17 protein-coding genes are annotated in these 19,745 nt (G+C 36.6%); 10 read left to right on the forward strand and 7 right to left on the reverse strand.

Annotated elements, in window-relative coordinates; translation table 11 throughout:
* Position 1: 1 nt before the first annotated feature.
* Both C1631_RS17260 and C1631_RS17265 read right to left on the reverse strand, forming a co-directional pair.
* The gene (locus tag C1631_RS17260) at positions 2–2,965 is read right to left on the reverse strand and encodes a SusC/RagA family TonB-linked outer membrane protein (protein ID WP_109713542.1); all 2,964 of its coding nucleotides are present in this window, start codon (positions 2,963–2,965) and stop codon (positions 2–4) included.
* Positions 2,966–3,332: 367 nt separating this feature from the next.
* Positions 3,333–4,211 carry an AraC family transcriptional regulator gene (locus C1631_RS17265; protein ID WP_103247000.1) on the reverse strand — a complete coding sequence of 293 codons (879 nt, stop codon included), beginning with the start codon at positions 4,209–4,211 and terminating at the stop codon, positions 3,333–3,335.
* Between the two features lie 262 nt (positions 4,212–4,473).
* Between C1631_RS17265 and C1631_RS17270 the strand changes: the two genes are divergently transcribed.
* From C1631_RS17270 to fabF, 4 genes are all read left to right on the forward strand, one after another.
* Positions 4,474–4,893: an OsmC family protein gene (locus tag C1631_RS17270; protein ID WP_077413428.1), complete on the forward strand. Its 420-nt coding sequence runs from the start codon at positions 4,474–4,476 to the stop codon at positions 4,891–4,893.
* 113 nt (positions 4,894–5,006) lie between these two features.
* Entirely contained in the window at positions 5,007–5,612 is a 606-nt protein-coding gene (locus C1631_RS17275) for a TetR/AcrR family transcriptional regulator (protein WP_109713543.1), read from the forward strand.
* Between the two features lie 10 nt (positions 5,613–5,622).
* Entirely contained in the window at positions 5,623–6,891 is a 1,269-nt protein-coding gene (locus tag C1631_RS17280; protein ID WP_109713545.1) for an acetyl-CoA C-acetyltransferase, read from the forward strand.
* Between the two features lie 183 nt (positions 6,892–7,074).
* Positions 7,075–8,316, forward strand: coding sequence for a beta-ketoacyl-ACP synthase II (gene fabF, locus C1631_RS17285; protein ID WP_103246625.1), 1,242 nt, complete (start codon positions 7,075–7,077; stop codon positions 8,314–8,316).
* A gap of 163 nt (positions 8,317–8,479) precedes the next feature.
* Here fabF and C1631_RS17290 read toward each other — a convergent pair whose 3' ends face one another.
* The 3 genes from C1631_RS17290 to msrB form a co-directional block, all read right to left on the reverse strand.
* Positions 8,480–8,827, reverse strand: coding sequence for a cupin domain-containing protein (locus C1631_RS17290; protein WP_228441311.1), 348 nt, complete (start codon positions 8,825–8,827; stop codon positions 8,480–8,482).
* A 175-nt stretch (positions 8,828–9,002) separates the two neighbouring features.
* On the reverse strand, positions 9,003–9,761 hold the full coding sequence (locus tag C1631_RS17295; RefSeq protein WP_103246627.1) for a murein L,D-transpeptidase catalytic domain family protein: 759 nt from the start codon (positions 9,759–9,761) through the stop codon (positions 9,003–9,005).
* A 129-nt stretch (positions 9,762–9,890) separates the two neighbouring features.
* The gene (gene msrB / locus C1631_RS17300; RefSeq protein WP_228441314.1) at positions 9,891–10,337 is read right to left on the reverse strand and encodes a peptide-methionine (R)-S-oxide reductase MsrB; all 447 of its coding nucleotides are present in this window, start codon (positions 10,335–10,337) and stop codon (positions 9,891–9,893) included.
* 180 nt (positions 10,338–10,517) lie between these two features.
* Here msrB and C1631_RS17305 point away from each other — a divergent pair, with 180 nt between their 5' ends.
* Positions 10,518–11,762 (forward strand): DUF445 domain-containing protein, encoded by a 1,245-nt coding sequence (locus C1631_RS17305; RefSeq protein ID WP_109713547.1) that lies wholly within the window; start codon positions 10,518–10,520, stop codon positions 11,760–11,762.
* 15 nt (positions 11,763–11,777) lie between these two features.
* Complete coding sequence (locus tag C1631_RS17310) at positions 11,778–12,668, forward strand: hypothetical protein (protein ID WP_103246630.1); 891 nt, start codon at positions 11,778–11,780, stop codon at positions 12,666–12,668.
* A 51-nt stretch (positions 12,669–12,719) separates the two neighbouring features.
* Here C1631_RS17310 and C1631_RS17315 read toward each other — a convergent pair whose 3' ends face one another.
* Together C1631_RS17315 and C1631_RS17320 are read right to left on the reverse strand one after the other, a co-directional pair.
* Positions 12,720–13,757, reverse strand: a complete 1,038-nt coding sequence (locus C1631_RS17315; RefSeq protein WP_103246631.1) for a quinone-dependent dihydroorotate dehydrogenase — start codon at positions 13,755–13,757, stop codon at positions 12,720–12,722.
* Between the two features lie 316 nt (positions 13,758–14,073).
* Positions 14,074–14,769 (reverse strand): pseudouridine synthase, encoded by a 696-nt coding sequence (locus C1631_RS17320; RefSeq protein ID WP_103246632.1) that lies wholly within the window; start codon positions 14,767–14,769, stop codon positions 14,074–14,076.
* 549 nt (positions 14,770–15,318) lie between these two features.
* On the opposite strand from C1631_RS17320, the gene C1631_RS17330 reads away from it, so the two are divergent.
* From C1631_RS17330 to C1631_RS17345, 4 genes are all read left to right on the forward strand, one after another.
* Entirely contained in the window at positions 15,319–16,860 is a 1,542-nt protein-coding gene (locus tag C1631_RS17330) for a glycine--tRNA ligase (RefSeq protein WP_103246634.1), read from the forward strand.
* Positions 16,861–16,966: 106 nt separating this feature from the next.
* Positions 16,967–17,791, forward strand: a complete 825-nt coding sequence (locus C1631_RS17335) for a hypothetical protein (RefSeq protein ID WP_123966724.1) — start codon at positions 16,967–16,969, stop codon at positions 17,789–17,791.
* A 128-nt stretch (positions 17,792–17,919) separates the two neighbouring features.
* The gene (locus C1631_RS17340) at positions 17,920–19,053 is read left to right on the forward strand and encodes a serine hydrolase domain-containing protein (RefSeq protein ID WP_103246636.1); all 1,134 of its coding nucleotides are present in this window, start codon (positions 17,920–17,922) and stop codon (positions 19,051–19,053) included.
* Positions 19,054–19,058: 5 nt separating this feature from the next.
* Positions 19,059–19,670: a YdeI/OmpD-associated family protein gene (locus C1631_RS17345; RefSeq protein ID WP_103246637.1), complete on the forward strand. Its 612-nt coding sequence runs from the start codon at positions 19,059–19,061 to the stop codon at positions 19,668–19,670.
* The last annotated feature ends 75 nt before the right edge of the window (positions 19,671–19,745 follow it).

Here is a 19,745-nt window from a genome sequence, read left to right on the forward strand (position 1 = left end):
ATTAGAAGTTAGTCTTTAATGATAGTCCTATAGATCGGGTAATTGGAAGCCCGAATGAATCAACACCCACTCCTCCCGGTGTATTTCCGGATACCTGTTCCGGATCAAACGGTGCTTTTTTATAGAAGAAGAACAGGTTTGTTCCTACCAGACTTACCGTAGCATTCTTCATATATTTTGCATTAATCTCAAAGGTATATGAGATGGATGCCTGACGAAGGCGAACGGTTGTTGCACTATACATATAGGCTTCATCAATCCCTGTCCCGATACCTCCGGCACCACCTGTTCTTTTGTAATAGGTTTTTGCATCAGTTAGTCCTGTGTACGCTTGTCCTGCCAAAGGAGTTCCCGGAGCATATACTGCATTAGGTATTGATACTCCACCGGCGTTTCTTGCATCAGCAGTTCTTTGGCTTACCCCATACAAATCATTGGCTTTTTCAGTGAGAGATAATACCTGCCCTCCAAATTTACCATCAACAAGGAAAGAGATACCCAGTTTACCAATATTGAACGAGTTTCCAAAGCCCAGGATAAATTTAGGGTTAGGATTACCCAAATACCCGGGAACACCCGTTGTTCCTAATGGAGCGCCATTTTGATCTACTAAAATACGTCCCTGATCATCTCTTTGGAATTTCACTCCGTAAAGGTCTCCAAAAGATCCTCCCAGTCTCATTTTTGTAAATTCACCACCTCCCGTTAAAGAGAAAAGCTGATCTTGCGGAATACTTAGTCTTGTTGGGAATAATTCTACAATTGTATTTTTATTCGCTGAAGCATTTACTGTAGCGGTCCAGCCAAATTTTTCGTTGTCAAAAACTTTGTATGATAAAGAAGATTCAAACCCTGTATTACGTATTTTACCGGCATTAATGAAGTATGAACCTGTTGGAAGTCCTCCCAGGTTAGAAGAAATGGTTGTTTCTAACAACTGATTGGTTGCATTGGAATTATAATAGGTAAAATCAAAACTTAATTTGTTTTTGAACATTCTTAATTCAGTACCAACTTCAAAGGTTTTATTAAGCTCAGGTTTTGGAAATAACTCCTTATAATTAGGATCCGTAACAAATGAACTCTTTGGATAAATAATAGTTCCTGCATCTACTCCATATGAATAGGCCTTATAATATTCAACCATGGCATTGGAGGTATTTGCAGAAAGTCCTAGTCCAACACTTGCGTAAGACCCTCTTACTTTCCAGAAATTAATAGCTTCAGGAAGTTTGAATACTGAAGATAATATAGCATTTACCCCTACCGATTCATAATCAAAGCCACTTCTTCCTGTTAAAGACAAAGTAGAATCCCAGTCATTTCTGAAGGTCATATCTACGTAGAACATATTTTTATATCCAACAGATGCACTGGCAAAAACTGAACGAACCTGTTTTTTGACGTTCCAATATTGATTATGATAGCCATCTCCGGGACTTCTGTCTACATTCCATTGCAGGTTGTTTAAGGTAAACAAATTAGGATAAGCTAAATAAGCATTGTCTATTTCCGTTACTTTGTTGTTGGTGGAGTTTACACTTCCTCCCACTGTAAAATCCAAAGAAATTGATTCACTTAACTTCGGGCTACCGATTAACAAAACATCTCCGTAAGTAGAGGAATTTTCATATATATTTTTAAGAATTCTTCCATTTTCACCTCCAGCCAATAAACTTGGTGCGGAAAATGCAGAAATATCACGCTGACTATCGGAAGAACTCCAGCTATAGTTCCCTCTTACTCTTGCGGTTAACCATGGATTAATCTCATAAGATAAGGTAATTGCACTGTATGCATTTTTATTTTTAACCGTAACGGCATTTCTGTTCAATATCCAGTACGGATTCTGGGTTTCCGGATTTCCTTTGAACGTTCCGTCCGGTTTTATTTCCCACCAGCTTTGAGCAGGCAACAATCTCTTTTTATTGATAAAAGAATACTGATCACCACTATATTGATCAAAATCAACTCCTCTCGGCAACCAATACAAACTTGCCAATGGAGAGAAAGAAGCTCCCGGAGTTTGTCTGTTTTTACTATCCTGTATAGAACCTATAAAGTTTGCATCTAATGTTAACTTATCATCCAGAAATTTACTTGAATTTCTAAAAGATATATTGTATTGGTCAAAATAAGACATGGGTACCACCCCTTTGTTCGTTGTATTTCCAATAGAAAAATAGTTGGTTGATTTTTCATTTCCAGACTGGAAAGAAAGGCTGTTTACCCAAGTCGTTCCCGTTTGTAAAAAATCTTTAAGATAATCCTTGGAAGAACCTTTGGCACCCCAGCTTTCAATATTATCTCCAGGATTCTGGTTGGGTACTGAAGGATCATAAGACAAATAGCTATGCTGCAGTTTTGGAAGACTGTACGCACGATCCACAGTTAAACTGGTGCTATAAGAAATAGAGCTCTTCCCTATTTTTCCCTTTCTTGTAGTAATCAATATTGCACCATTTCCCCCTGCAGAACCATATAATGCAGATGCAGACGCTCCTTTAAGGAAATTGATGCTCTCAATATCATCCGGGTTGATGGAGCTTAATACATCTCCGGGATCCGGCATATTCGCATACTGGCTTATGTTCGCAGATTTTCCTGTTTGATTGATAATAGGAATCCCATCGATTACATACAATGGCTGGCTGTTGGAAACGGATTTGTTCCCCCTCATAATCACCCTTACAGAACTTCCTACACCGTTCGTTCTATTGATTTGCACGTTGGAAACTTTCCCGTTGATAGAATTTAAAAGATTGGGAGTTTTTACCTCAGTAAGTTCATCTCCACCAATCTGCTGACTGGAGTAAGTCAGGGATCTGGCCTGTCTTTTTATCCCCAAAGAAGTGACAACGACCTCCTGAATATCGGTTGTCTTTGTGGTGTCGGCCGCTTTTCTTTCCTGAGCATTCGAATAAAAGGAAAGAACTAATAGAACCGGTATAACTGCTTTTCTCATAAGGTTTAGATTAGTTAGATTTAATTGAGAATCAATGACATTACTTTAGGATTTAATACAGATAAATTATTATTCTTTTGGCAAAATTTTGCCGTTTATGTATTAAATTATTTAAAGTTTTGTTAAGATTTAATTCACATTAACAAATCTAAATTTTGTTGCCAGTCCGATATAATACTATTTTGTCATAAAACGATATTATTCTTTCATATAATTGAAAAACACACTCACAAATCAGTGATTTACAACAACATACAGCCATCAAAAACACCCCTGTTAAAGAGGAATTATTTTACTTTTTCTCATAAAAAAGATCCGATATTGGAAACCGGATCTTTGTATGATATTATTTTATTAACCTGAATTTTTATTCGATCTTCTTCACCCCCTTAAACTGTTCTCTGAATTCCGTAGGCGTTGTTTTTTTAATGGATTTAAATACTTTATTAAAATTGGCAATATTGTTGAAGCCTGCCTCAAAAGCAATTTCGAAAACCGTTAGATTTTTTTCCATCAGCCATCGGGCCGCATAACTGATTCTAACCTCATTGAGATAATTGACAAATGTTTTACCAATCCTTTTCTTGATAAATCTATTAAACGTTACATTACTCATATTCACCAAAGAAGCAACATCATCAAGTGTTATTTTATTCTCAAAGTTTTTATGAACAAAATCGTGGACAATCTTCATTTTATCATGGTCACCAAACGTTTCAAGCTCGATGCTGTAAGATGATAAAAGCGTTTTATCTTCTGCTACCGCAAGCTCATTAAGAATCTTCATAATTTCGATGAATGACTCAAAACTGTTCATTTTCGAAAGATTGAGAAAAGAATCTTTTAGTTTTTCTGCAGTTTCCGTTGAAAATAATATTCCGCGAATGGACTCTTTCATGAGATTGTTGATCGGTTTCAGAATGTTTTTTTGCATCAGAGACTGGCTGAAAAAATCCTGATTGAATTGCACTGTAATCTCGTGGGTTTTCCTGTTTTTACACTTGTAATTTGCCCAGCAGTGCGGAAGATTGGGGCCAACCAGTACCAGTTCTATATTCCCGATTTCTCCGGTATGATCTCCTACCATTCTGCGATACCCTTTTCCTTTATAAATAAAATTAATCTCAATTTCGGGATGATAATGATAAGGGAAATCAAATGAGGCTTTGATCCTGTCAAATACAAGAAAACTGTCTTCAGGAGAAAGTGGAGTTATTTCTCTTAAAATATTTTCTAATTCACTCATGCAGAAGTTTTGGAAATCATTATATTAAAACGGGTAACTTACAAATCTTTGTAAAATTGATAAAATAATATCAATCCAAAGATATCTTTTTCTATTTTTTTCAAAGGAATCTTACCTTTTATCTTTTCAGGAGAACAGGTTTTTATAATTTAATATCCCTAAAATTAAGCTTTTTTGTATCTTTAAAATCCGGAATATAAAATTGACATTTCTTTCCGGACATATTGTATTATCAAAGTCGATATTAACCAAAACAAATATTATGAGACGTAACGCAACAGCCGTTTGGAACGGTACTATCAAAGAAGGTAAAGGTCATTTAACAACTCAAAGTACCACTTTAAACCAAACTCAGTATTCTTTCAACAGTCGTTTTGCAGATGGTGTGGGAACCAATCCTGAAGAATTACTGGCAGCGGCTCACGCAGGATGTTTTACTATGAAACTTGATGCGGAGCTTTCTCAGGCAGGTTACAACCCTGAAGAATTAAAAACCACTTCCGTGATTACCCTTGATCCTAATATTGGAAAAATCACAAAATCAGAACTGACTTTAACGGCAAAAGTTCCAGGAATTTCTGAAGAAGAATTTCAGAAATTTGCGAAAATTGCTGAGGAAGGATGTCCTGTAAGTGCAGCTTTCAATTTTGAGATTACCTTGAATGCGACTTTAGAACAATAAAAATTCATAAACTCCTAAATCTGGGTCCTTTATGGGATTCAGATTTAATTTCAATACAAAATATACCGTTTGGTATATTTTGTTGTATATTTGTATCAGAATTGAATACTTAAATGTCTAAGGCAGAAAAAACAAAACAACTCATCATTGAGAAAACAGCAACCCTTTTTAATACAAAGGGGTATATCTCTACCTCTCTTTCAGATATCACGCAGGCAACCGGATTGACAAAAGGAAGTATATACGGAAATTTCGAAAACAAAGATGAAGTTGCTATTGAGGTTTACAAATACAATGCAGAACTGCTGAGTAGGACCATCAACCGATCCTTTGGAAATGAATTTCCTACTTCCGGAGAAAAGCTTCATGCTTTTGTGGATTTCTACAGAAAAAACTGGCCGGTTGTTTTTTCAAACGGAGGCTGCCCTTTAATGAATGCTGCCACAGAGGCAGATGATTCTTTTCCGGCTTTAAAAAAACAGGTTAAGAATTCATTTGATATATGGATGACAAAAATATCATCTGTCATTGTGGAAGGCCAAAAAAAAAGAGAAATGAATGAAAAAGCAAATGCAGAAGAATATGCCTCTCTTTTCGTCATGCTTATTGAGGGCGGAATTCTGCTTTCAAAAACGACGGGGCATCAAAATTACCTGAATCAGGCTTTAGACAAAATTGCCGACATGATTGATCACGAACTAACGATTCTTCCATCATAAATTTCACGATATGGAAACAAAAAAAGTGGCTATTGTAGGGTACAACAGAATCCCGTTTGCCAGAATGAATACAGCCTATACCGACCAGGGAAATCAGGATCTTCTCCTTGCTGCCCTTAATGGACTAATAGATCGTTACCGACTTAAAGGTAAACTTCTTGGTGAAGTTGCGGGTGGTGCCGTCATCAAACATATTTCAGAAAGCAACCTCATCAGAGAATCTGTCATGAATACGTCTCTGGACCCTGCGACTCCGGCTTGTGATCTTCAACAGGCCTGTGATACGGGTATTGAGGCAGCCATTTATATTGGAAATAAAATAGCTTTGGGTCAGATAGAGAGCGGTATCGCCTGTGGTGTAGAAGCCATGAGCAATATCCCTTTTGAATCTTCACCAAAACTAAGAAAAGCTCTATTAAAAGCCAATAAAGAAAAATCAGTATTCGGAAAATTAAAACAATTGCTAAGTCCGAAACTTAAAGAGTGGATCCCTGTTCCTTATAAAGGGCAAGAGCCCAAAACAGGTTTGGTAATGGGTGAACATACTGAAATCACAGCAAAATACTATCAGATTTCCAGAGAAGAGCAGGATGATTTGGCATTCAAAAGTCATCAAAATATGGCCAGAGCATATGACGAAGGTTTTTTTGATGATATGATTAGTCCTGCTTTTGGCTTGGATAAAGATAATAATCTGCGCCGCGATACCAGTTTAGAAAAGCTCTCCCAGTTGAAACCTGCATTCGACAAACAAAATGGAACATTAACAGCAGGAAACTCTACTCCTTTTACTGATGGCGCTTCAGCAGTTTTACTTGCTAGTGAAGAGTGGGCAAAAGCCAATGATCTGCCGGTTTTGGCTTATATTACTTTTTCGGAAATTGCAGGAATAGAATATGTTGAAAATAAGCAGAATCTACTGTTAGCTCCTGTTTTTGCGGCAGACAGAATGCTTAGAAAATCGGGCATTAATCTTGAAGATTTTGATTATTATGAAATTCATGAAGCCTTTGCCGCACAAACACTGGCTACGATGAAAATCTGGGAAAATGATGAACTGGCTAAAAAATTCGGATTAGAAAAAGCATTGGGAAAAATTGACAGGAATAAACTGAATGTAAAGGGCGGAAGTCTTGCCGCAGCCCATCCGTTTGCAGCAACCGGAGGAAGGATCATTGCAACATTGGCAAAACTACTTCATGAAAAAGGAAGCGGGAAAGGATTTATTTCGATCTGCGCAGCCCGTGGACAGGGAGTTACGATGATTTTAGAAAAATAAATATTATATCCATAAAAGTCTTTCCTGCAGCCCATTTTTTTGCTATGCTACAAATAATACTGTTAATTATTTGTTTGCAACGATAGAAAAATGATAATATTGCAGTCGAAAAGCAAAAATAGAGCATGGGGTACTACTTGTTTAGCCCATAAAGATTAATCTATTTAACATTAATAACTAAGTATGAAAAGAGTTGTCATTACAGGATTAGGTGCGTTGACGCCTATGGGAAATAATGTCGAAGATTTTTGGCAAAACAGCATAAACGGAGTCAGCGGAGCAGGATTAATTACCCATTTTGATTCAGAAAAATTTAAAGTTAATTTCGCCTGCGAGGTAAAAGGCTTCGATCCAAAAGTTCACCTTACTCATAACGAAATAAAAAGAAGTGATCTTTTTTCACAATATGCCATGTATGCTTCAGCAGAAGCTATAAAAGATTCCGGTCTGGATCTCGAAAATATGGATCCTTTCGACACCGGAGTAATCTGGGGTACAGGACAGGGAGGAATGTGGACTTTCGAAAAAGAAGTGATGGATTTTGCACAGGGAGACGGAACACCGCGTTTCAATCCGTTTTTCGTTCCAAAATTCATTGCCAATATGGCTTCCGGTATGATTTCTATGAAATATGGACTGCAGGGAATCAATTATACCACGATTTCTGCTTGTGCTACAGGAAATACGGCTTTAATGGATGCCTTCAATTATATTCGTTTAGGAAAAGCAAAAGTAATCATCAGCGGTGGTTCTGAGGCGGCTATTACACCGGCTTCTATTGGAGGATTCTCTATTATGAAAGCAATGTCTACCAGAAATGATGATTTCAAAACGGCCAGCCGTCCTTATGACGCAGACAGAGACGGTTTCGTGATGGGTGAAGGAGCGGGAGCTTTGGTTCTTGAAGAATATGAGCACGCTATTGCAAGAGGAGCCACAATCTATGCTGAATTAGCAGGAGCTGCAATGACTGCCGATGCTCATCATATGACAGCACCTCATCCGGAAGGAGTTGGAGCGATTAAAGCAATGCAGCTGGCAGTAAAAGAAGCAGGCGCCAATATGGAAGATATCGATTATATCAATCCACATGCGACTTCTACGCCGCTTGGAGATTTAGTTGAGCTGAAGGCCATTAATAAAGCGTTTAAAGGAAGCAAGAACTTAGACATCAGTGCTACAAAGTCTATGACCGGGCATTTGCTGGGAGCTGCAGGAGCAATCGAAGCGATCCTTTCCATAAAAGCTATTCAGCAGGGCATTATTCCTCCGACCATCAATCTTCACAAGATTGATGAGAATATTCCTCAGGAGATTAATATTGTCTTTGGCGAGGCAAAGGAAAAAGAAATCAATTTTGCATTAAGTAATGCTTTTGGCTTTGGAGGGCATAACGCCACTATAGTTTTCAAAAAGTTCAGCTAATCTGAGATAAAAAAATAATTGTAATCCCTGTATTGCCATGCAGGGATTTTTTTATTACTCTCACTGATCGAGCAAATAATGCAGATTTTATTCTGTATCTGATGACACAATCATCTGCAAAACGTCTGTAATTTACGAAAGATGTAACATAAAAATAAATAACCTAAAACATGCCGTCATCGGGAATGAAAAGATCCTCAGCATTATCTACCATTGGAATGTAGAGTCTAACCCACTCTGTACCATTTACTATATCCCAGCTGTGTCCTTCTCCTTTAGTATCTTCTGCTAAAAGAATAATGCCCGGTTCTATCACAAACGTTGAACCACCAGTAACTTTGAATCTGACAGTTCCTTGAATTGTAATTACATATTGTTTTCTTGGAGCAACATGTATATTCTTCTCCCATTCTTCCGTTTGATTACTCACCCAGAATACATTTACCCCAATGTGAGCTAAAGTGGGTATTTTTCCTTTTTCGAAGGTACAAGACCCATCAAGATTACTCATTAATCTTATAGCTGGAACAAACCCAGTCGCTATCTTTTGTGTTGCATCTGCATACTGATCATTCTTATATTCTGTATTCATACCTCCAGGGATAATTGCTGTTAAGTTTTGATGATATTTCGAATAATAAATGTATTCAAAAATAAAAAAGCAGTCAAATCTGACTGCTTATATCTTATGCTTTTAACCATTCCGATGAGGAAAGATAGTTCTGATCAGGATAATAAATGAAAAGACAGTTTCTTCCTTTGATGGTATTAATAATGGGTTGTGTCAGTTCTTTTGGTACTGCAGGACATCCCCAACTTCTTCCGATTCTTTTGTGCATGCTTGCAAAATCGTCGCTTACATAATTAGCTCCATGTAGTACAATAGCTCTTCTGTAGGCAGCATCATTAAATCCTTTATCCATTCCCAATAGTCTTAACGAATATCCGTTATCTCCCTGATACGTTGCATCGGTGATATAAAATCCAAGGCTGCTCTGCAGCGAACTTTCCCTGTTAGAAAAATTCGTCGCAAATTCTTCACCTGTATTTTTTCCGTGGGCAACTAACGAGTTGAATAAAACTTTCTTATCATCAAGATCTATAATCCAAAGTCTTTTTGTATTGGAAGACATAGAAAAATCACAAATCGTTAATAAATGCGAATCCTGAGTAAGTAATCCCGCTTTTTTTAAATTTTCAAATCCTGTTAATGCTTTTGAGAAAACCTCATAATTTAATTCATGTTCAGGGTCAAATGCAATTGATTGGTACAGTGCTTCTGATGAAGATACAGCATTACTTGTATGCTTCTCAGATGTCATTTCAATAACTCTTTCTGTTTTTGTTGTATTGACATTTTCATTCTTTACTGCCATTTTTGGGGAAATGTAGAATGATGTCGTAACCATGTACACCAGGCCTATTACGCCGTAAAATCCTTTCATTCAATAATATGTTAATTCAAAATTAGTGGGGCAAAATTATAAAAACATATATACCAGGACGTTATAACTCCAAAAAGTTTAACGCTATTTAAGAAACTTTAACGTCCTGATTCTGTGAATTAAAGGCTATTATTTTTGTGAGTCCGCAACAAATTCCAGGCTTATGGAATTCATACAATATCGCAGTCCTGTAGGTTTTGGGCCGTCATCAAAAACATGTCCCAAATGGGAATCACATCTTTTGCAAAGGACCTCTACTCTTTCCATACCGTAGGATACATCTCTTTTATAATAAGTACCTTCTTTGTCTGCTTCAAAGAAGCTAGGCCATCCACAGCTGCTTGAAAATTTCGAAGTAGAACGGAACAAATGATTTCCACAAACGGCACAATAGTACTCTCCTACCTCATCAAATTCATTGTATTTCCCGGTAAAAGCTCTTTCTGTTGCAGCTTCTCTGGATATAGCATAGAGATCCGGAGCCAGTATTTTTTTCCATTCTTCATTGGAAACGTTCAGTTTGGTCGTGTCGGTTCTAGAATAATATGGATTGTTTTTTGCTTCTGTATTTTCCATAAGAGGGGTTTTAACGGGTTGATATTTCTGCGTACATGATTGCAGAACAATTAATATGGTGATTGAAATTAAAAATTTCATGATAGATTTTAATTTCTTGTATCTTAACTATAAAGTAACAGAACTTTTATGGTTTAAATAGTAAATGGTTTGACAGCCAAATTTAGTAAATTTGAGAATATGAATGACGAAGCAAAAAGAAAACAGCTCAGAAAATACAAAGCATTTGCCACAGGATTGTTTGTCTTAATGGCTGTTATTTTCATTATTACCACTATTTTACAGAAGTCTAATAATTCTCATTGGATTGGCTACGTACGCGCTTTTGCAGAGGCAGCTATGGTGGGAGCACTGGCCGATTGGTTTGCAGTAACAGCTTTATTCCGTCATCCTTTAGGACTTCCCATTCCTCATACCAATTTGATCGAAAACAGCAAACAAAAGCTTGGAGATAATCTGGGAAGCTTTGTAGTCAGCAACTTTCTGTCACCACAAAATATTCGTCCATACATTCAGAAAATTAAGGTCTCCAATTTTGTCGGAGAATGGTTGAGTAAGGGAAAAAATCAGGAGATTCTGATCAGAAACCTTTCAGATATTGTGCTGGATATTCTCAATAAGCTGGACGATTCTACAGTGAGCCAATTCATCAGTAATAAGGTCACAGAAATGACTGACAATATTAAACTCAACCAAATCGTGGGCAATGGCATCCATTATATTCTTGAGAAAAAAGATCACCAGCGAATGATTACCAATCTGTCCAAACAGATTAAAGAGTATATCATTGACAATGATGAGATGATCAAAGATCGTGTAAAAAAAGGAAGCTATACTTTCATTCCATCGTTTGTAGATAATAAAATTGCAGATAAAATTGCAGATGGGCTTTCGGAATTTTTTAAAGAAATTGAAGAAGATCCTCAACACGAAGTGAGAACATTGATTACTCAAAAAATTCACGAATTTTCTATTGATCTTAAGGAGGATCCCAAATGGGACGATGAATTTAAAACGATTAAAAACGGGCTTCTGAAAAACGATAAGCTGGATGAATATTCCAATGACATCTGGGTTTCCATCAAAAAAACGTTGATGAAAGAACTTCAGGAAGAACATTCTGCCTTGAAAGGATATCTTTCTAAAAACCTGAACGAGTTTTCACAAAATTTAAAAACAGACGAAAATCTTCAAAACAAAATTGATCACTGGGTTCGGGTAACCGCTTACAAATATATACTCAAAAACACCCATCAGTTTGGAAACCTCATCAGTACTACCGTTGGAAACTGGCAAGGAAAAGAATTGAGTGAAAAACTCGAGTTAGAAGTTGGAAAAGATCTTCAGTTTATCCGTGTAAACGGAACACTGGTGGGAGGTTTGGTCGGATTACTGATCTATACCGTTTCCCACTTCTTTATTTAAAACTAATCATTAACCATGAAAAAAATATGTAGCCTCTTCTTCCTTGGATTTTTTGTCTTTTATTCGGGTCAAAAAGTTGAACTCAAATCAGTGACAGATTTTTCCCAGACCTTCAAAGGAGAAATTGCAGGAGCTCCCATTACCATTCAGCTTAATTATACAGGAATCGTTGATTGTGATCAGTATCAGCATTATGTAGACGGATGGTACTGCTACGATAAGTATCAGAAAAAAATACCCTTGACCGGAATCTATGATTTTTATGGTAACCTTTCATTATACAACTTCGGGACTAAGCATAAACAAAACTCTAAGACACTTAAAGATCAGATCACTTCACGACAGAAAGTAGAAAACACCAATGAAATAGCGCAAAAACTCATTCCTCAGGAATCAATTATATTTGACCGTCCCAACATTAAAGAAAATATAATTTCAGGTCATTTCTATCTGAACAAAAAGACTTCAGCTGCAAAACTTTTTACCGGTAATGATATGATTTACCGTTACAACAATTATATCACATTACCTGACAGTAAAAAGATCAACACCTATGATTTCATTAATAAAGCAGGAGGCAATATATTAGTGTCCTACTCATCCGGAGAAAAGGGAAACAGAATTCTGCTCTATTTTGAAGAAGTTTCCAATTTTAATTTCTGCGGGATGTGCGGTGCCAGTGACGGAGAAAAAGGATATCGGGTATTATATTTTACCAAAGACTGGAACTATAAACACTATGAGCAATTTCTTACGGAAAGTTGCCGGGAGGGTATATTTGAAACCCAAAAGGTAAAAACCAAAGATCCTGACATACTTCAGTTTAAAATTCCAAAGTCAGCCTCTTCTCCTGGTTATACATTGAATGTAGATATAAAAAACTCATCTATTACCAGATCAAAGTAAGAGAAATATAAAAACAAAAAAGAGAGTTTTAACAGCTCTCTTTTGTATATTTTATCTCGGCAATCTGCTTGCTCTTTTCAGAATCTCCTGATTGATTTCATTGATCAGTTCCGGGCCTTCGTAAATAAATCCGGTGTACAATTGAACCAGACTTGCTCCCGCATCCAGCTTTTCCATTGCATCTTTTGCGGAATGAATTCCTCCAACTCCAATGATAGGAAATGCTCTGTTACTTCTTTCAGAAAGGTATTTGATCATTTTTGTACTTCTCTCACGAATAGGTTTTCCGCTTAATCCACCGTTTCCTATTTGTTCCAGTATTTCAGGAGAAGTTTTCAATCCTTCTCTGTTTACTGAGGTATTGGAAACAATTACTCCGTCTATTTTTGTCTCCGCAATCAGCTCAACAATTTCATCCAATTGGCTGTTATTAAGATCCGGGGCAATTTTTAGTAATATTGGTTTTTGTACAGATTTTGACTGATTAATTTTCTTTACTTCCGTGATCAGCTCACGAAGATAGTCGACATCTTCAAGTTTAGCGTGGCTCCCAACATTCGGACAACTTACGTTCAGTACAAAATAATCGACATGAGGATGAAGACCTTCAAAACAGTCCAGATAATCCTGGGTATAGTTTTCAGGACTTGTATCAGTATTTTTTCCGATGTTGCCTCCAATGATTATTTTTCCTTTGTTGTCTTTCAGCTTTTCAATGGCCGCTTCAAGGCCGTCGTTGTTGAATCCCATTCTGTTGATAATCCCTCCGTCTTCGATCAATCGGAATAACCTTTTCCGGGGATTCCCTTTCTGAGCTCTTGGGGTTACCGTTCCGATTTCTACAAATCCGAAACCTAGATCTCCCAATTCGTTAAACAAAACTGCATTTTTATCAAAGCCGGCTGCCAGTCCCACTGGGTTTTTGAATTTTAATCCAAAAACTTCTCTTTCCAGACGCTTGTCTTCAATGGGTTTCGGGAAAAATAATTTAGTGAGAAATCCAAAGTTCTTTAGCATCGAAAATGTAAAGTGATGAACATCTTCGGGGTCGAATTTAAAAAGAATAGGACGAATGAGCGATTTGTACATTGAAAAAAAGTTTTACAAAAATACTCATTTTAAAATTAATCGTTGATTAATGTATGATTTTTTATCAAAATGTTTTATATATAGTATCTATACAAGAGATAACATTTTGCATAATTGTTAAAACCAGATAAATACTTTTTAACGCTATGTTCGCAAAGGATGATGATATTACCTGAAAACATTTTTGTTTGCAAAGGCATTTCATTTAGCAAAGAATACGTCTCATTGCTGAACGAAGTGCCGCTGCGATCGAAAAACAACAGTCATTTATTTAAAGTACTTTGCGTTCATACCGTTAAAAAAATTATATATACAGTTAAGAATAGGCACTCAAATCAAAATTCAAAAGATCTCCTACTCTTTTAAACTCTTCATCTACAGTGCCATTTACCGTAATTCTTTCGTTAGAAACAGGATGATTAAAAATCAATTGATGGGCGTGAAGTGTCATTTTGTTAATGCCAAATGTCTGGAGCCACAATTTATTCTGCTTATTGCAGCCATGTTTGCGGCAACCTAAAATAGGATGCAGGATATGTTTAAAATGCTTTCTCAACTGATGAAACCGTCCCGTTTCAGGAATAGCTTCCACTAAACAATATCTTGAAGTCTGATGTTTTAAAAAAGGTAAATCAATTTCTGATTTTTGTAAAAGTCGATAATAGGTAATGGCATTTTGCTTAACTTCATTTTCATTAACCAGATCATAATCAATGGTTTCTTCTTCTTTCGCCCAACCGCGCAGAATGGCAATATACTTTTTTTCCACTTCCCGGGTAGCAAAACGGTCGCTCATTATTCTAAGCGTATCTTTATCTAAGGTAAACAACAAGACCCCCGATGTTTTGCGGTCTAAACGATGCACAGGATACACTTTTTGCCCGATTTGTTTTCTCAGTTCCTGAATAGCATAGGTATCGGCTTCTCCGGCATAAAAAGATTTATGCACCAATAGTCCGCTGGGTTTGTTAATCGCAATAATATGTTCATCGCGATAAAGAATTTCTAACATGGGACAAAAATAGAGATTTTTCTACTGATTTTTATTTCAGTAAGAAAACCTTCAAGATTTCATAAACCGGATTTATTCTGAATCTAAAATATTTTTGAAATCTGTTGGGTCTTGTGGATATCAATAGCCCTGATTGAGCGGCATGTCTGAGCTCTTTTCTGGATTCTGGCGGCGGCTCTGCCGCCGCCAGAATCCAGAAAAAGCGAGTAGCGAAAGCAGGTTCCCGGCTCCTTATATGAACATCACACTTCAAATAAAATTTTTATCTTAGAAGAAGGTATTTTCTTAATTAAAAAATATGGTAGACTACTTTGGTTTTTTTGTGAAATTGACTGTGATTTCTGTCATTATAATGATTGTCAATATTATTTTTGTTCCCTTAAAAACCTATAGAACAGGAAAGATATTGCTGTTTATAATTGCGGGTATTTTATTTATTATTGGTGCAGGAGGATGCTTTCTCATGAGCATATCTAACGTAGGATCTTACCGATATTAATATTTTCCCAATAAAAAACATTATTTTTGCACATCAGACATAAAAAAATTATGGCAAAGCAAGAAGATGTTTTCAAGAAAGTGATTTCTCACGCTAAAGAATATGGTTTTATTTTCCCTTCAAGTGAGATCTATGATGGTTTATCCGCTGTTTATGATTATGGACAGAACGGGGCTGAACTTAAAAACAATATCAAACAATACTGGTGGAAAGCTATGGTACAGCTTAACGAAAATATTGTAGGTATTGATTCGGCGATCCTTATGCACCCAACGACATGGAAGGCATCGGGCCACGTAGACGCTTTCAATGATCCGTTAATTGATAATAAAGATTCTAAGAAACGTTTCAGAGCAGACGTTTTGGTGGAAGATTATTGTGCCAAGATTGAAGATAAAGAAAATAAAGAAATTGAAAAAGCCGCCAAAAGATTTGGCGAATCTTTCGATAAGGCTCAATTTGAAGCTACAAATCCAAAAGTTTTGGAATACAGAGCAAAAAGAGAGGCTATTCTTACAAGACTGGCAAAATCATTGGAAAATGAAGATCTTGCTGATGTAAAGGCTTTGATTGAAGAACTTGAAATTGCTGATCCTGATACCGGTTCTAAAAACTGGACTGAGGTAAGACAATTCAACTTAATGTTTGGAACTAAGCTTGGAGCTTCTGCAGATAGTGCCATGGATCTTTATTTAAGACCGGAGACTGCACAGGGTATCTTCGTTAACTTTTTAAATGTACAAAAAACTTCTCGCCACAGACTTCCTTTCGGTATTGCACAGATTGGAAAAGCATTCAGGAATGAGATTGTTGCAAGACAGTTTATCTTCAGAATGCGTGAATTCGAACAGATGGAAATGCAGTTTTTCGTAGCTCCGGGTACGGAACTTGAATTTTACGAGCAGTGGAAACAAAAACGTCTGAACTGGCACATGGCCTTAGGATTAGGTAATGAAAATTACAGGTTCCATGATCATGAGAAACTGGCTCACTACGCCAATGCTGCTGCTGATATTGAGTTTAACTTCCCATTTGGATTCAAGGAACTGGAAGGTATTCATTCAAGAACAGATTTCGATTTGAAAGCTCACGAAAAATTCTCAGGAAGAAAACTTCAGTTCTTCGATCCTGAAAGAAATGAAAACTATGTTCCTTATGTCGTGGAAACTTCTGTAGGGCTAGACAGATTATTCCTTTCTATCTTCTCTCACTGCTTAAAAGACGAAGTATTGGAAGATGGTTCAGAAAGAACTGTTTTATCCTTACCTCCGGCGTTAGCGCCAATTAAGGCAGCCATTCTTCCGTTAATGAAGAGAGATGGTTTAGCAGAGTATGCAGAGAAAATCTTCAATGACCTGAAATATGATTTCAACTTATTCTACGAGGAAAAAGATGCGATCGGAAAACGTTACAGAAGACAGGATGCGATCGGTACTCCTTATTGTATCACGGTAGATCACGATTCATTAACGGATCATACGGTGACCATCAGAGACAGAGATACGATGCAACAGGAAAGAGTCCCGGTTTCAGAATTGAGAAGAATCATTGATGAGAAGACCAACTTCAGAAATTTACTTTCAAAAATATAATAGAAAAGCCCTGATTGTTCAGGGCTTTTTTAATTTTCATAAACTTTTGACAAATATATTGGAGAAATTATTATTTTTGAACGATTTTAAACTAAAAATAATAACCATGAAGAAATTAATTATTTCATCACTCGCCATGGCAGTGATCGCAAGCTGTAGCTCATCCAATGATGACTCCTCAGACAACAATAACGATAATAATAGTAATAATACTCCTTATCTGCTAAAGAAACTTACAGAAACTACACAGGACGGACAAACTTATACTTTAGAATTCAAATATAACGGCGATAAGATCGTTGAATCTTACAGCAGTACAGACAATGAAAAGACGGTGTATACTTACAATGGTGACGATATTATAAAAACCGAGGAGTATAAGGGAGCCACCATGAGACAAATGAGAGAGTTCACTTACACCAACGGAAAGGTTTCTGCTGAAAAAGTAACCCGAAAAGATAATGGTACGCTGGTTTATACCAAAAACTATCAGTATCTGAGTAATACTCACGTTAAGTTTAATGAGTATAAAGGGTCTACCTATAGTCCGTCAACAGGAACTCATTCAAATATTCAATTTGCTGATGTAGATGCATATCTTACCAATAGTGGAAATATCGCTTCCACAAGCTACACTTATAATGGAACAACTTATAATGCAGCCAATACCTACGACAATTCTAACCATCCAATGAAAAATGTAAAAGGTTATATCAAAATTGATTTGTTTTATCTGGGCGATGGCGAATTGGCATATAATAATTTAATAAGCCGAAGTGAAAATTATTCAGGAACGGTTAGCGGAAATAACAAATCGAATGCTGATCACACATTTAATAATTCTGCTTATCCTACAAAGACTGTGATGAAGTATACAAGTTCTTCATTCGGAATCAATACTCATACCTATATTTACGAATACAACAAGTAATCCTATCATTTGAAATACTAAGCCTTGAACTATTTGTTCAGGGCTTTTTTTATTTACTGAGCTTATACCTTATTTTACTATTTTTAAATTCAAATTATTTACATTTGTCAGAGACCGATTCACAAAATATGAGACTATTAAAATATATGATAGGCGGTGCTGTAGCCGGAGCAACAGCAGCTTATTTTCTGGGATATGACTACCTTTTCAGTGGTATTTCCAAAACTTATCTTAAAGGAAAATCAGGAGCTTACATTGACGACGGGGGGCTTTTTCCCAGTAATCCCATTGCTACAGAGGAACCCATACTATGGATAGAGGACCCTGAATACAATAAAAAGGAACTACCGGAACATTTAGTTGAAAACTTGAAACTTTCCAGAACAGCTGCCTTTGTGGTCATCAGAAATGGAAAAATCCTTCACGAGCAATATTGGGATGGCTATAATCAATTATCACAGACCAATTCTTTTTCTATGGCAAAAGCAATAACCGTAATGCTCCTTGGAAAAGCTCTGGAGGAAGGAATCATTAAAAATATTGAGGATAAGCTTTCCACCTTTTATTCCGAGTTTAATGAGAAGGTCTTTGGAAATAATGTAAGTCTTAAAAATCTTGCACAAATGGAATCCGGACTTGACTGGGATGAAAATTATAATAATCCTTTTCTTCCCAATGCCAAAGCTTATTATGGTAAAAGTCTTGTAAAAGCAGTATTTTCAAGAAAATTTAAGGAAGAGCCGGGAACGAGATTTGAATACCAAAGCGGTTCTACCCAGCTTCTTGGTTTTGCCCTAAAAAAAGCACTCCATAAACCATTAGCAAGCTATCTGTCAGAAAAATTCTGGATTCCTCTGGGAATGGAGCAAAATGCTAAATGGAGTACCGACGATTACGGAATGGAAAAAACCTATTGCTGTATTCATTCCAATGCCAGAGATTTTGCAAAATTAGGACAGTTGTTCCTTGACAATGGCAAAGTAGGTGATAAACAACTCCTTAATTCTGATTTTATTGAACAAATGAGAACTCCCACAGAGAAATCTGAAAACATCTACGGAATGGGCCTTTGGATTAATAATGATAACCCGATCAAACATTACTACTTCCTAGGATTACAAGGACAATATATCATTATGGTTCCGGAATACAATATGGTTATTGTAAGAACGGGAAGCTATGCCAACAGTCCTAAAAATGACAGAGGAAGGCCGGATCAGGTAAAGTTCCTCGTTAATGAAACAGCAGCCTTATTTCAATAAAAATTATGGAAAAATACAGTTCAAAAATAGATCACTATATCGAAAAATCTCAGGATTTTGCCAAGCCTGTCTTACATTATCTTCGTGAAACCGTTCATGAATTCTGTCCTGATGCCGAAGAAACCATGAAATGGAGCTTTCCGCATTTTATCTATAAAGGGAAGAATCTTTGTGCTATGGCCTCTTTCAAGCAACATTGCACATTTGGGTTCTGGCTGGAAAAGGAGATGACAACAATGAAGGAAATCACTCAAGATATTGAAAAGAATTCGATGTTCAGTCTCGGTAAAATAACAGGAATTGAGGATCTTCCATCAAAACCTCAGCTCAAAAAAGCGATTAAAGAAGCTATGGAACTTACCGATATGGGGGTTATCATGAAAAAAGCAGCCCCTTCCAAAACGGAGATGGAGATCCCTGAATATTTTCAAACGGCTTTAGAGGCCAATCAAAAAGCTTTAGATGTTTTTAAAAAGGCATCACCCTCCTTTAGAAAAGAATACATCACCTGGATTATGGAAGCCAAAACAGAAGCTACAAGGAATAAAAGAATGGATCAGGCTATAGAATGGATTGCAGAAGGAAAAGGAAGAAACTGGAAATATGAGAGAAAATAGATTTACATGATGTTATTCTTCCTAAGACCTTTTAATCTTCTATACTCAAGATAAAGGATCGAAGGCTAAAAATAA

Source organism: Chryseobacterium phosphatilyticum, assembly GCF_002899825.2.
GTDB lineage: Bacteria > Bacteroidota > Bacteroidia > Flavobacteriales > Weeksellaceae > Chryseobacterium > Chryseobacterium phosphatilyticum.